The organism is Methylobacterium ajmalii (genome assembly GCF_016613415.1).
GTDB lineage: Bacteria > Pseudomonadota > Alphaproteobacteria > Rhizobiales > Beijerinckiaceae > Methylobacterium > Methylobacterium ajmalii.
This window is the reverse complement of record NZ_JACWCT010000042.1, coordinates 86,027-99,949: the sequence shown is the minus strand read 5'-3', so window position 1 is coordinate 99,949 and position 13,923 is coordinate 86,027. Positions and strand designations below refer to the sequence as shown.

The window sequence follows — 13,923 nt, the reverse complement described above, 5'->3', positions numbered from 1 at the left end:
CGTGGCGGTGCGCCGCGAGGCCGAGGCGCTGACCGCCGCCGCCGCCGGCTGCCTGGCGCCGATGCGGGTCGAGCCGGGCGACCGGATCCTCAGCCTCATGCCGCCGAGCGACCTCAAGGGCCTCGCCACCGGGCTCGCCGCCGCGCTGCTCGCCGGCGCCACCCTCGAATGCCACCCGGTCTTCGAGGCCGGCACCCTCTCGGCCGCCCTCGACCAGCCGGTGCCGACCCACCTCGTCGCTCCGGCCTGGATGGAGGCGGGCTTCGCCCGCACCACCGTGGCGGGCCGCCTGCGCACCCTGGCCTACGTCCACCGGGCGCCCTGCCGCCTCAGCGGCCGCCTGCCGGGCCGGGCCGGCGTCGTCGACATCCTGGCCTTCGACGAGACCGCGCTCCTGTGCGGCCGGCGCGACGCCCAGGATGTCGGCCTCGTCCTGGCGGCCCCCGAGAGGGCCGCGATGGCGCCCGAGCGCGTCGCCCCGATTCCCGAGAGGATCGCGGACCGGGCAGGGCTGGTCCAGCTCCGCCGCGACCCGGACGGGCGCCTGAGCTTCCGCGGGGCGGCCTGCACCGCCCGGATGTTGCATCGCGGTATCACGCGGGAGGAAAATCAGGACGGGTGGATGCCCTCCCGCTTCCGGCCGTCGCTCTTCGCCGGCGTCGCCACCGCGGTCGCCGAGGTCTGACACGGCGCCGGCAAAATTCCGGCCCCGCTCGAACATCAGGAAAATCCTGTTGCCGCAGGGGTTTGGCCACCGATCCGGAGGCTCCTTCCGGCTCCCGCCGCCCGGCCGGGCGCTCCCCGATCGGTGAACCTTTGTCGGCTCACGGCGTTACTGCCCCGGTGCCTTCACGAAAGGCGCGCGATCGGCTAACGCTTGAACATGGGTGCGCTGCAAAAAGTTCTCGTCGTGGACGATGGCCACCGCGCCGTCGACCGGGCCCTCTCCGCGGAGCTGGCCGAGCTGGGCTATGCCAGCGTCACCGCCTCGCTCGAGGCGGCGGACGATGTCCTGGCGATGATGCCGAACCCCGCGGCCGTGCTGCTGCACGTCCCGCGCCGCGACACCGGCGGCACCTTCCGCCTCCAGTCCGAGCGCCTGCGCGAGCGGCTTCGCGGTGCCGGCGTCCCGGTGATCGAGGTCGACGCCGCCGGCCAGCAGACCGGCGCCCCGATCGACCTGCAGAGCCGCATCGGCACGCGCGTGCTGAACGAGCCGGAATTCTGATCCCGACGACCGGACCGTCCCGGTCGTCCCCAAGGCTCTGGCTTCGACACGAGGCCGCGGGCGGCCTCGTTTCCCCTCACCCCGCCTGCAGCAGCTTCACCGCCGCGTCGCGCTCGAACAGGTAGAGCAGCGCCCGCAGGGCCTGGCCGCGCTCGGACTTCAGCCCCGGATCGCGCTCGACGACGAGCTTGGCGTCGTCGCGGGCGGCCACGATGAGGTCGCCGTCGACCTCCGGCCGGGCGAGCCGGAAGGCGGCGAGCCCCGACTGGCGGGTGCCCAGCACCTCGCCCTCGCCGCGCAGGCGCAGGTCCTCCTCGGCGATGCGGAAGCCGTCCTCGGTCTCGCGCATCATCTCGAGGCGCGCTCGCGCCACCTGGCCGAGCGGCCCCTTGAACAGCAGCAGGCAGGTCGAGGCGCCCGAGCCCCGCCCGACCCGGCCGCGCAGCTGGTGCAGCTGCGCCAGCCCGAAGCGCTCGGCGTGCTCGATCACCATCACGGTGGCCGCCGGCACGTCCACGCCGACCTCCACCACGGTGGTCGAGACCAGGATCTTGGTCTCGCCGGCGACGAAGCGCTCCATCGCCTCGTCCTTGTCCTTGCCGGCCATCTTGCCGTGGACGAGGCCGACCGCCTCGCCGAAGCGCTCGCGCAGGGCCGAGAACCGCTCCTCGGCGGCGGCGAGGTCGACGTATTCGGATTCGGCGACGAGCGGGCAGATCCAGTAGACCCGGTCGCCCTTGGCGAGCGCCCGCTCTAGCCCCAGCGTCACCTCCTCGAGGCGGTCGGTCGAGACCAGCACGGTCTTGATCGGCTGGCGGCCGGCCGGTTTCTCGTCGAGGACCGAGACCTCCATGTCGCCGAAGCAGGTCAGCGCGAGCGTGCGGGGGATCGGGGTCGCGGTCATCACCAGCACGTCCACCGCCGCGCCCTTGGCTCCGAGCGCCAGGCGCTGGTGCACGCCGAAGCGGTGCTGCTCGTCCACCACCGCGAGGCCGAGATCGTGGAACGCCACGTCGTCCTGGAACAGGGCGTGGGTGCCGACGACGACGTGGATCGAGCCGTCGGCGAGGCCGGCGAGCGTCGCGCGCCGTTCCGCCGCCCGGTCGCGGCCGGTGAGCAGCGCCAGCCTCAAACCCGCGGTCTCGACCAGCGGCCGCAGGCGCTCGGCGTGCTGGCGGGCCAGGATCTCGGTCGGCGCCATCATGGCCGCCTGACGCCCGGCCTCGATCGCCGACGCCATGGCGAGCAAGGCCACCGCGGTCTTGCCCGAGCCGACATCGCCCTGCAGCAGGCGCAGCATGCGCCGGTCCGAGCCCATGTCGCCGCGGATCTCGGCGAGCGCGCGGGTCTGCGCGCCGGTGAGGCCGAACGGCAGGGCGGCCTCGATCCGCCGCGACAGGGCGCCGTCGCCGACATTGGTGCGGCCGGGCGGACGGTGCATCCGGCTGCGCACCAGCGCCAGCGCCAGCTGCGAGGCCAGAAGCTCGTCGTAGGCGAGGCGCCGGCGCGCCGGGGTCTTGAGGTCCTCCTCGGTCTCGGCGGCCTCCGCCGGGCGGTGCTCGGTGCGCAGCGCATCGGCGAAGGCCGGCCAGCCCTGGCGGTCGAGGAAGGCGCGGTCCTGCCACTCGGGCAGGACGGGGAGCCGGTCGAGGGCCGAGACCGCGAGCTTGCCGATCGCCCGCGAGGTCAGGCCCTCGGTGGCGCCGTAGATCGGCTCCACCGCCGGCAGGTCGGCCAGGCCCTTCTCGTCGAGGATGCGGGAGGGGTGGACCATCTGGCGAAAGCCGTCCCACAGCTCGATCCGGCCCGACACGTAGCGGTGGCTGCCGAGCGGCAGCATCTTCTCGATGCGGGCGCGCGGCAGGTTGAAGAACACCAGGGTGATGTCGCCGGTCTGGTCCTCGACCAGCACCCGGAACGGCTTTCGGCCCGCCGTCTGCGGCGGGCGGTGGGCCACCACCGTGACCCCGAGCGTCACCGGCTCGCCGGGGGGCGCCTCGGCGATCGAGCCGCGCAGCTGCCGGGCGATGCCGCGCTGGGGCAGGTGGAACAGGAGGTCGACCACCCGGGCCGGGCGCTCCGGCGTGCCGACGAGCTTGTCGATCAGCACGGCGACCTTGGGACCGGCCCCCGGCAACACGGTCGCGGGGGCGAACAGGGGATCGAGCAGGGAGGGACGCAGCGACATCGGGGCGGGAGCGGAGGGAGGTCGGGGCTCTATACACCACGGCGGCGCGGCTGCGGGACGCTGCGTGTCGCATCGCGTGCTTCGCGCCCCATATGGGCGGGGAAGGGTTTCGCACCCGCGCCCCGGGCGGTAAAGCCGTCCGGACCAGCCCGAGGACTTGTCTCGCGATGACCGGCACCACCCGCACCAGCGCCGACCTCGATCCGCGCCGCCGCCGCACCCTCTACCGCTCCTGGCACCGGGGCACCCGGGAGATGGACCTGATCATGGGCCGCTTCGCGGATGCCGAGATCGGGACCCTCACGGAGGAGGAACTCGACGATTTCGAGCTCCTGATCGAGGTGCCCGACCGCGACCTGTTCCGCTGGATCACCGACGAGGCCGAGGCCCCGTCGAACTACGACACCGCGGTCTATCGCCGGATGAAGGCGTTCCACCAGCACGGGGCGCCGGTGGACCTGTGAGGCGGGTTTCGAGGTGAGGCGCGGGTCAACCCTCCCCCCTCCGCGGGGGAGGGTGGCGAACGCAGTGAGCCGGGAGAGGGGCAGCGCGACGCCGATCCAGGGAGCGCCCTTCAGAACGGTTCCGCTATATCCGGAAGCGGGTTCCCCTCTCCCGCCCGGCTCCGTGGGGCACCCTCCCCCGCAGAGGGGGGAGGGTTCAAGTCCCGCGCCTTTGTCTGAAGCATTGATCGATCCAACGACCCGCAGTTGATGCCCCTTGCCCGCCCGCACGCCTGAAAAGACCCGCTGAAGACCCGATGGCCAAGCCCGCCCCCAAGCCCCCCGCCCCGCCCGCGCCGGTCAAGAAGCCCGCGGCCGCCCGTTTCGCCCTGCCGAAATCCGCGGCGCTGACCAAGGCCGTGGAGGCGCTGAAGGCCGGCGACAGCGCGACGCTGGCGCGGGTGCCGGACGGGTTCGACGCCCTGGTGGTGGCCGACCTCGCCCGGGCCCTGTCGCAGGTCTCCGAGGGGCCGGCGGTCCTGGTCCACGTCGCGCGCGACGGCACCCGCTCGGCGGCCTTCGCCAGTGCGCTCGCCTTCGTGGCGCCCGAGATCGAGGTGATGAGCGTCCCGGCCTGGGACTGCCAGCCCTACGACCGGATCTCGCCCAACGCGGCCATCGCGGCGCAGCGGATGACCGCTCTGTCGCGGCTTTCCCGCACCCGTTCCTCGGCCGAGAAGCCGCGCATCCTCACCACCACGGTCAACGCCCTGGTGCAAAGGGTGCCGCCCAAATCCCGCATCGCCGTCGAGACCTTCTCGGCGGCGCCGGGCAATGCGCTCGATACCGACCAGATCGTCGCCTGGCTCGAGGCCAACGGCTTCCTGCGCACCGGCACCGTGCGCGACACCGGCGAGTACGCGGTGCGCGGCGGCATCATCGACCTGTCGCCGCCAGGACTGCCGAACCCGGTCCGCCTCGACTTCTTCGGCGACACCCTCGAATCGATCCGCGCCTTCGATCCCGAGACCCAGCGCACCATCGGGCAGCTGCGCTCCCTCGACCTCGTGCCGATGAGCGAGGTGCAGCTCACCACCGAGACGATCCGGCGCTTCCGCCAGGGCTACGTCACGACCTTCGGCGCCGCCACCCGCGACGACCGGCTCTACGAGACGATCAGCGAGGGCCGGCGCTATGCCGGCCTCGAGCACTGGATGCCGCTGTTCTACGACCACCTCGACACGCTGTTCGACTACGTCGCCGGCGTGCCCCTCATCCTCGACCACCAGGTCGACGACGCAGTGGCCGAGCGCCTGTCCCAGGTGCAGGAATACTACGACGCCCGCTGCGAGGCCCTGAAGGAGCGCCAGAGCGGCACCGCGCCCTACAAGCCCCTGAAACCCGACGCGCTCTACCTCTCGCCGAACGAGTGGGCGAAGCGCATCGAGGGCGCGACCGTCGCCCGGCTTGCCCCCTTCGACGTGCCGGAGGTCTCCGGCCGCAAGCTCATCGACGGCGAGGGCGTGCCCGGCCGCAGCTTCGCGCCCGAGCGGGCGCAGGAGGGCGTCAACGTCTTCGACGCGGCGGTGACCCACATCCGCGAGATGCAGGCGTCGGGCCATCACGTCGTCCTGGCGGCCTGGTCGGAGGGTTCGCGCGACCGGCTCTGCGGCGTGCTGACCGAGCACGGCCTGCCCAAGCCCAAGACCATCACGCGGCTCTCCGACATCCTGGCGATGAAGCGCGGCCAGGATCTCGGCGTCGCGGTCTGGGGCCTGGAGAGCGGCTTCTCGGCGGGCCAGCTCGCCGTGGTGGCCGAGGGCGACATCCTCGGCGACCGGCTGGTGCGGCCCAAGCGCAAGGCCAAGCGCCCCCAGGACGTGATCCTGGAGGTGCAGGCGCTGGCGCCCGGCGACCTCGTGGTTCATGCCGATCACGGCATCGGGCGGTTCGTCGGCCTCAAGACCGTGACGGCGGCGGGCGCACCGCACGATTGCCTGGAGATCCAGTATAGCGGCGGCCTGCTGCTGCTGCCGGTCGAGAACATCGAGCTCCTGACCCGCTACGGCTCGGAGGATGCCGACGTCGCCCTCGACAAGCTCGGCGGCGGGGCCTGGCAGGCGCGCAAGGCCAAGCTCAAGCGCCGGATCATGGAGATGGCCGGCGCCCTCATCAAGGTCGCGGCCGAGCGCTTCCTGAAGTCGGCGCCCAAGATGGCCCCGCCCGAGGGCACCTACGGCGAGTTCGCCGCCCGGTTCCCCTACGAGGAGACCGAGGACCAGGAGGCGGCGATCGCCGCGACGCTGGGCGACCTCACCTCGGGCCGGCCGATGGACCGGCTGGTCTGCGGCGACGTCGGCTTCGGCAAGACCGAGGTGGCGTTGCGCGCCGCCTTCGTCACCGCGCTCTCGGGCAAGCAGGTCGCCGTGGTGGTGCCGACCACGCTTCTCGCGCGCCAGCACGCCCGCACCTTCGAGGCCCGCTTCAAGGGCCTGCCGGTCAACGTCGCGCAGGCCTCGCGCTTCGTCAGCAACGCCGAATTGAAGAAGGTCCGCGAGGGCCTGGCCGACGGCTCGGTCGACATCGTGGTCGGCACCCACGCCCTGCTCGCCAAGAACATCGCCTTCAAGGATCTCGGCCTCATCATCATCGACGAGGAGCAGCATTTCGGCGTCTCCCACAAGGAGCGGCTGAAGGCGCTGAAGGCGGAGGTCCACGTCCTGACGCTCTCCGCCACGCCGATCCCCCGCACGCTGCAGCTCGCCATGACGGGGGTGCGCGAACTCTCCATCATCGCGACGCCGCCGGTCGACCGGCTGGCCGTGCGCACCTTCGTGATGCCGTTCGACCCGCTCTCGATCCGCGAGGCGCTCCTGCGCGAGCGCTATCGCGGCGGCCAGGCCTTCTATGTCGTGCCGCGCATCGAGCACCTGGAGGAGGTCAAGCGCTTCCTCGACCGCGAGGTGCCCGAGGCCAAGGTGGCGGTGGCCCACGGCCAGATGGCGGCGGGCCAGCTCGAGGACGTGATGACGGCCTTCTACGAGGGCCAGTACGACATCCTGCTCGCCACCACGATCGTCGAATCGGGCCTCGACATCCCGACCGCCAACACCTTGATCGTCCACCGCGCCGACATGTTCGGCCTCGCCCAGCTCTACCAGCTGCGCGGCCGCGTCGGCCGCTCCAAGGCCCGGGCCTACGCGCTGTTCACCACCCCCGAGGGCAAGCCCCTGACGGTGCAGGCGGAACGGCGCTTGAGCGTTCTGCAATCCCTCGACACGCTGGGCGCCGGCTTCCAGCTCGCCAGCCACGACCTCGACATCCGCGGCGCCGGCAACCTGCTCGGCGACGAGCAGTCCGGCCACGTCAAGGAGGTCGGCTACGAGCTCTATCAGCAGATGCTGGAGAGCGCGGTCGCGGCGCTCAAATCCGGCAACGCGCTGCCGACCGACGAGCAATGGTCGCCGACCATCGCGCTCGGCGCGCCCGTCACGATGCCGGAGGAGTACGTCGCGGACCTCTCGGTGCGGCTCGGCCTCTACCGCCGCCTCGCGACGCTGGAGAACGACCGCGAGCTCGAGAGCTTCGGCGCCGAGCTGATCGACCGCTTCGGCCCGCTGCCGCCGGAGGTGGAAGAGCTCCTGAAGATCGTGACGATCAAGATCCTGTGCCGCCAGACCAACGTCGAGAAGGTCGAGGCCGGCCCGAAGGGCATCGTCATGCACTTCCGCGACCGGTCCTTCGCCAACCCGGCCAAGCTCGCCGGCTACATCGCCGACCAGCGCTCCTTCGCCAAGGTGCGCCCGGACATGAGCGTGGTGTTCATCCGTGATCTGGCGACGGTGGCGGAGCGGCTGAAGGAGACGACGGGGATTTTGCGGGACCTGGTGAAGCTGATCACGCGGAAGAAGGCGGCGTGAGGGGCGTGGGGACGGCTTCGACCCGTCCCCCTTTCCCGGGCGGCCGTCGTGACAGCGGAAGGGGATCCGGGAGAGGGAAAGTCTTGCGAGGAGCGATTATGCCGCCCGGCCTCGGTGCGGCAGGGCAGGATCGCCCGACCCCTACCGCGGCCCCACCTGCGGCATCTTCACGATCTTCCCATCCGGCAGGATGATGTCGCCCGGGCTCTGCCCCGCCTCGCAGGGGCCGAGATAGGTGGCGTCGATCGCCATCTTGCGGCGGACGGGCTCCTTCATGCCGGGAATGCCGGTGAGCGTCGTGTCGACGTCGAGATGGATCTTGCTGGCGAAGTCGCCGGTGATCACGCTGGTGCCGGAGGCCGAGATCGCCCCCATCTTGCACTCGGTCTCGCCGGTGTAACCGGCGCTCGTCTTGGTGAAGACGCGCTTGGCGCATTGGCCGGCCCCGAGCGCGCCCTGCGCCAGCTGGTCGGTCTTCTCGTCGATGCACTGGCGCGCCGTCGTGCTGCCCTCCGCCGAGACGGTCTTGCTCTCCCACAGGCCGGCTTTGCGCGTCGGCAGGGTCTCGGCGGCGGCCAGCGTGCTCGCCGCGACGAGGGTGAGTCCGACGAGTCCGCCACCGATCACACGCATGGGCATGGAGCCTCCCTGGGTTTCGCGCGGCCGTCCGGGCCGCATCGGCGCGGAGGACTAGCCCAGGTGGCCTAGGCGCTCAAGGCCGGGCCGGCCCGGCCCTCGGGGGAACCGGCGGGATCGCCGGCTCCCTCACCCGGTCACGCTCCTTGCGCCGCCGCGGTCCGCAGCCCCGAGAACCCGATCAGCTTGCGGGCCTCCTCGTCCCACAGGGCGAGCCCGAGGCAGCGCAGGCTGTCGCGGAGCGTCAGGCGGCCGACCTCGCCCAGCGTCGCGTGGCCGTCGAGGCATTCCTGGAGGCGGTAGTTCGGGATGCGGCTGTTGACGTGGTGGACGTGGTGCAGGCCGACATTGCCGGTGAACCATTGCAGCACCCGCGGCAGGACGTAGTACGAGCTGCCGCCGAGCGCCGCGCGGTGGAAGTCCCAGGATTCGGGGCCCTCCCAGACCGTCTCCTCGTACTGATGCTGGACGTAGAACAGCCAGCCGCCGATCCAGGCGGCGACGCTGACGACCGGCAGCAGCACCCACAACACCGGCCCGATCCCGCCGGTGGCAAGCGCCAGCAGCCCGACGAGCCCGGCGAGCGCGAGGTCGAGGCCGAGCACGTCCCGCCACGCGGTGCGCCACGGCAGGCCGACGCCGGAGGGAAACCGCTGCAGGACCAGGAAGTTGAGCGGCGAGCCGAGGACGATCAGGATGAACGGGTTGCGGTAGAGGCGGTAGCGCAGCCGCTGCCAGCGCGACAGGGCGAGGTATTCGCGCACGGTCAGCGTGTGGATGTCGCCGGTGCCGCGGCGGCTGAGGTCGCCGGTCGAGGCGTGGTGGAGGGCATGCGCCCGCTTCCAGCTGTCGTAGGGCGTCACCGTCAGGAGGCTCAAGACCCGCCCGAGCCCGTCATTGGCCGCGCGCGAGGGCAGGAACGAGCCGTGCCCGCAATCGTGCTGGATGATGAACAGCCGCACCAGCAGGCCGCCGGCCGGCACGGCGAGCGGCAGCGCCCAGAGCGCGTGGCCGGCGGCGGCCGCCCACAGCATCAGCGCGCAGACGGCGAGGTAGGGCAGCAGGGTGTTGGCGACCTGCCGCACGGCGAGCCGTGGGACGGGGTCGCGGTAGGCCGCGCAATGGCGGGCGACCTCGCGGGCGAGGGCCGCGACGTCGGGCCGAGAGGTCCCGTCCCCGGCCCGGCTGGACGCGGCGGGGTGCGAAGTATCGTCGGTCACGGGAGGGAGGCGATCCTGTCTGTCGAGCGGGCGGTCGCGGGCGACCCCGACCGGGTGGAGGCCGGGGGGCGGAGATCCGCCGGCGCCGGCCGAAAGGCAGTTTCTCGGAGGACGAGCCCGGATCCGTCCGACCCACGGTCGGGGCTCGTGATGCGAAGGCCGGCCGGATCGTCGCCCCGGCCGGCACCTGTAGCACTCTTCGCGCCGGCCGGGAGGGCGGTCGGCCCGCGGCACGATCGCGTCCCTCGCCGGGCGGTGCCGTTACGGCGCGTCCTCCCGCGCCGCCGCGCTCATCCGGTCGGCATCCTCCCGCAGCAGCAGCCGCTCGGCGACGAGGGTGTCGGCCGCCTGCGCCACCGCCGCCGCGTAGGCCGCCTTGTCCGGGTAGCGCTCCTCGAGCGAGGGCCGCGGATCGCCGCTCGCCTCCCGCTCCGCCCTGGTGCGGGCGAGCGCGAATTCGCTGCCGTCGCGGTCGCAGAGCACGCCGGTCGGATAGGGGTCGGCGTAGAGGTTCCAGCCGGTGTAGGTCGCGCGGGGCGCGGCCAAGGCGGGGAGCCGGATGCCCGCGACCTCGTGCCCGTCGGCATCGACCCGCGGGACCAGCGGCCGGTATTGCGGCCCGGCTTCGGGGCGGGGATCGAGGTAGGTCGCAAACCGCGCGACCGCGTTGACGGCGCCCGGGACCGGCACGCCCGGGACGTAGGGAAAGCCGATCGCCTCCGGCGCGACCAGGGTGCCGTCCGCGACCCGCGGCACCCGGCTCTCGGGCGGGGCCCGGCCGGTGGCGACCCACTCCTCCAGGGCGACGAGGAGCGCCCGGAGCGCCGGGCCGGAGCTGAGCGTGCTGCGCGGGTTCAGGCAGGCGCCCCTGGCGTTGGTCAGGTGGGCGCGGCCGTTGTGGAAGCCGCTCGCGATCAGGTAGGCGCGGGTCTTGTCGGGCAGCGCCACGTCGGCGCGCCCGAGGGGATCGGTGGTGAGCAGCGAGGCGCCCTTCTGCCAGTACTCGGTGCTGGTGTTGACCTCGATCAGCAGCGGGTCCGAGGCGTCGCCGCGCAGGAGCGATCCCCGCCGGCCGGTGACCGGGTCGTGCTGCGCGGCGGCCGAGAACGGGAAGGCGTTCTCGGGGTAGAGGTGGTCCTCGTGCTGGGTGTTGGTGCGCGAGGGCTGGGCGAAGCGGGCGTTGAGGAAGATCCCGCCCGCTCCGGCGATGTGGGCCAGCACCCCGTCGAAGACCCGCCGGCCGCTCTCGTCGCGGTTGAAGCCCTGGTGGATAAAGTCGCGCAGGTAGCGTCCGCTCTGCGAGATGCCGAGCGCGACGGTGTGGCGGATCGTGCCCGCCTCGGTCCCGGTGCGCAGATGCGCCACCACGTCCCGCACGGCGGCAAAGCCGATGCCCTGCACCTTCGGGCCGGTGGTGCGGTAGGTGAGCTGGTAGATCGTGCCCGGGCCGGGCTTGGTGCCCTTGGGCAGCAGCTCGACCTGGCGCGGGCCGGCGAGGCGCCAGGCCTGCGGCGGCACCGGCCGGGCGGCGTCGGGCTCGCGGCGCTTCACGGTGAGCCGGGGGGCGTCGTCCGGATCGGGAACGACGTCCTGCGTCGCCTCGAAGGCGAGGAAGAACGGCGCCTCCGGCGGGCCGCGGGTGGCGCTCACCAGTTCGTCGCGCACCCATTCGGTGATCGGCCGGCCGTTGCGGGTCGCCACCGGCAGGTCGATCGCCATGCCGCCCTGCTGGCGCAGGGCGTTCGCCTCCCAGCCGGCCCAGACCAGGGTGTCGCCGCGGCGCAGGGACAGGCCGGTGCCGGCATCCGCCGCGCTGCGCGGATCGTTGATCGCCGTCAGCCCGGCGGCCGGCCTGGCGTCCATGATCCAGTTGAACAGGAACTTGCGGCCGCGGTTCGGCACCTCGAACAGCAGGGTGCCGCTGCCGCGGGCCGGGTCCTTCGGGCGCAGCAGGAACAGGTCGGTCGCGTACTCGACCATCCCGGCCGCATTGCGGGGCGCCAGCACGAGGTCGACGATGCCGGCATTGGCCGGATCGGCCGGGTCGAGCTCGCCCCGGGCGGTGCCGACGACGCGCTCGTAGGCCCCCGCCTCGCCCCAGGCGGCACCCTCGGCGAAGGGCTCGATCGCCGTGACCTCGATCGCCGTGATGCGCGCCTCGGCCGGCGCCGCCACCGCGAGGCCGCCGAGGGACCAGCCGAGCGCCCCGGCCAGAATCCGCGTGGTCCGCATCCCATCCCCCCGTGTCCGGCCTGTTGCTCCGGCCGATGACGACAGGGAGCACGGAAGCGGGGCGTTGTCGATGCGCGGGAGGCCCGTCCGGTCAGGCGTCCATCCGGTCCCGCGCCGGCATCGCCGCGGGGCTTGCCGGGGAATTGGCCGAGGGTCTGGGCTGGATCGGCCCCACCTGCGCGACGCGCAGGCCCGCCGCCATGGCCTGGAGCCGGCTCTGCGGGTCCTCGGGCTGGATCACGCCGGCCGACATCACGAGCTTGGCCGCGTCGTCGACGCTGATCGACAATTCGATCACCTCGGACCGGGGCAGGTAGAAGAAGAAGCCGGTGGTCGGGTTCGGGGCGCAGGGCAGGAACACCCCGACATGCTCGTTTCCGGCTCCGAGGGCGCCCTGCACGTCCGGGCCCGCCGGGGCCGACAGGAAGACGATCGACCAGGTGCCCTTCACCGGGAACTCGACCAGGCCGACGGTGCGGAACGAGGTGCCGCTGGTCGAGAACAGGGTCTCGAACACCTGGCGCAGGCCGCGATAGAGGCCCGAGATCACCGGCGTGCGGGCGAGGAGCACCTCGCCGAACTCCACCACCGAGCGGCCGACGAGGTTGGCGGTGAGCGCGCCGAGCGTCGTCAGCGCCACGAAGGCGATGACGAGGCCGAGGCCCGGCACGCTGAAGGGCAGGTAATGGTCCGGCAGGTAGGCCGAGGGGACCAGCGGCTTGACCCAGCCGTCGATCAGGCTGATGCACCACCAGGTGATGTAGATCGTGATCGCGAGCGGGCCGGCGACGATCACGCCGGTGAAGAAGTAGTTGCGCAGCCGTCCCCGGACGCTGACCCTCTTGCGGGCGAGCGGGGAATCCGGATCGGCGAGCGGCGGCGACGGTTCCGACACGATGTGCGATTCTCGACCCGGGCGGGCGCCCCCTGCCCGTGAAGAGGTAGCGGTTTGCTGCGTTGCGCTCAAGGCGGGGAAGACCCTTTGTCGGATCCCGCCGGACCGGGCACCGCGCTGCGCGCCGTCCTCGACCGGGCGCTCGCCGATCCGGCCACGGGCTGGAGCCTCGGCGGCTACGGGGCGGGGGCCACCTTCCGGCGCGATCCCGGCGAGCCCGCGACCCCGCCCTGCGGCGGGCGCCCCGGCCTCGTCACGTCCCGCGGCGCCCTGGTGCTGGGGGAGGCCGACACCCTCGTGCCGGTCGCCTACGAGACCGCGCTCGGCGGCGAGGCCTGGAGCCAGGCCCTCGCCCTGTGCCGGCCGCTCCCCCTCCTGCCGCCCTGCCCCGCCCCGGTCGTGAGCGAGCGCGGCCGCGACCACGCGGCGGCGCGGGCCGGGGATCGCGACGGCGTGCTGTTCTGCCTCGGCCTGCCGCTGCGCCAGGCCCGGCTCATGGCCCGGGTGCGGGAGGAGGCGGTCTCGCGGCTCCGCGCCGCCTGCGGCCGCCCGGCCGACGCCGCCCTCTGGGCCGCCCTGCCGGGGCTCGGCGCCGTGCTGGTGGCGGAGAGCGGGCGCGACCGCATCGAGGTCGTCTTGGAGGTCGTCTTGGAGGTCGTCTCGGAGGCCGTTCTGCCCGACGCCCGTCCGGGCCCGCGGGCGCAGTGGTTCGACCGGCTGCTGCGCCTCGGCCGGCTCCACGCCGCCACGGCGCCGATCCCCGCCGGCCTCGCCCCGGTGATCCATCTCCACCCGCCCCACCCGCTCGACGGGGGCGGCTACGACCTCGCGCGACACGCGGCGTTCGAGGCGCTGCTGGCGCGCTTCGGCGATCCGGAGCTGGTGGCGCTCAAGCGGCGGGTCCTCGCCGGCGAGGCGGTGGTGCCGCGGACGCGAGCGGCCCGGGCGGTGGCGCGGGTGGCACGGGCCCAGCGGCGCCATCTGGCCTCGGCCTGAGGCGGCCCCAAAGCGCGGTCGCGAACGGTCCACGACAAAGAAAAAAGGCCGCCCTTGCGAGGCGGCCCGAAGTCTAGGGAGGAAACGCCCAAAGAGGGCAGCAGGGCCGCGACGCCATCGCGTCCCTGCCCATCCGAAAATAGGGACCGGAGCGGCCTTCGCAAG

9 protein-coding genes and 1 pseudogene are annotated in these 13,923 nt (G+C 73.0%); 5 read left to right on the top strand and 5 right to left on the bottom strand.

Translation table 11 applies throughout. The features are described from left to right. Both HPY23_RS08135 and HPY23_RS08130 read left to right on the top strand, forming a co-directional pair. A pseudogene (locus HPY23_RS08135) lies at nt 1-685 on the top strand (AMP-binding protein); the annotation flags it as partial. 198 nt (nt 686-883) lie between these two features. Continuing rightward, complete coding sequence (locus tag HPY23_RS08130; protein WP_060847822.1) at nt 884-1,228, top strand: type 1 periplasmic-binding domain-containing protein; 345 nt, start codon at nt 884-886, stop codon at nt 1,226-1,228. Nucleotides 1,229-1,304: 76 nt separating this feature from the next. Here HPY23_RS08130 and recG read toward each other — a convergent pair whose 3' ends face one another. After that, nucleotides 1,305-3,416, bottom strand: coding sequence for an ATP-dependent DNA helicase RecG (recG, locus tag HPY23_RS08125; RefSeq protein WP_091882382.1), 2,112 nt, complete (start codon nt 3,414-3,416; stop codon nt 1,305-1,307). 167 nt (nt 3,417-3,583) lie between these two features. On the opposite strand from recG, the gene HPY23_RS08120 reads away from it, so the two are divergent. Further along, entirely contained in the window at nt 3,584-3,880 is a 297-nt protein-coding gene (locus tag HPY23_RS08120; RefSeq protein WP_060847824.1) for an FAD assembly factor SdhE, read from the top strand. A 296-nt stretch (nt 3,881-4,176) separates the two neighbouring features. Then, on the top strand, nt 4,177-7,779 hold the full coding sequence (gene mfd / locus HPY23_RS08115; RefSeq protein ID WP_091882378.1) for a transcription-repair coupling factor: 3,603 nt from the start codon (nt 4,177-4,179) through the stop codon (nt 7,777-7,779). Nucleotides 7,780-7,920: 141 nt separating this feature from the next. On the opposite strand, the gene HPY23_RS08110 is transcribed toward mfd, so the two are convergent. From HPY23_RS08110 to HPY23_RS08095, 4 genes are all read right to left on the bottom strand, one after another. Continuing rightward, entirely contained in the window at nt 7,921-8,418 is a 498-nt protein-coding gene (locus HPY23_RS08110; RefSeq protein ID WP_091882375.1) for a DUF3617 domain-containing protein, read from the bottom strand. 134 nt (nt 8,419-8,552) lie between these two features. Then, nucleotides 8,553-9,635: a fatty acid desaturase gene (locus tag HPY23_RS08105; RefSeq protein ID WP_091882372.1), complete on the bottom strand. Its 1,083-nt coding sequence runs from the start codon at nt 9,633-9,635 to the stop codon at nt 8,553-8,555. A gap of 261 nt (nt 9,636-9,896) precedes the next feature. Continuing rightward, nucleotides 9,897-11,867: an alpha/beta hydrolase domain-containing protein gene (locus HPY23_RS08100; RefSeq protein ID WP_091882370.1), complete on the bottom strand. Its 1,971-nt coding sequence runs from the start codon at nt 11,865-11,867 to the stop codon at nt 9,897-9,899. 91 nt (nt 11,868-11,958) lie between these two features. After that, on the bottom strand, nt 11,959-12,762 hold the full coding sequence (locus tag HPY23_RS08095; RefSeq protein WP_082742573.1) for a DUF502 domain-containing protein: 804 nt from the start codon (nt 12,760-12,762) through the stop codon (nt 11,959-11,961). Nucleotides 12,763-12,849: 87 nt separating this feature from the next. Between HPY23_RS08095 and HPY23_RS08090 the strand changes: the two genes are divergently transcribed. Further along, nucleotides 12,850-13,758 (top strand): DUF6925 family protein, encoded by a 909-nt coding sequence (locus HPY23_RS08090; RefSeq protein ID WP_091882368.1) that lies wholly within the window; start codon nt 12,850-12,852, stop codon nt 13,756-13,758. Nucleotides 13,759-13,923: the final 165 nt, after the last annotated feature.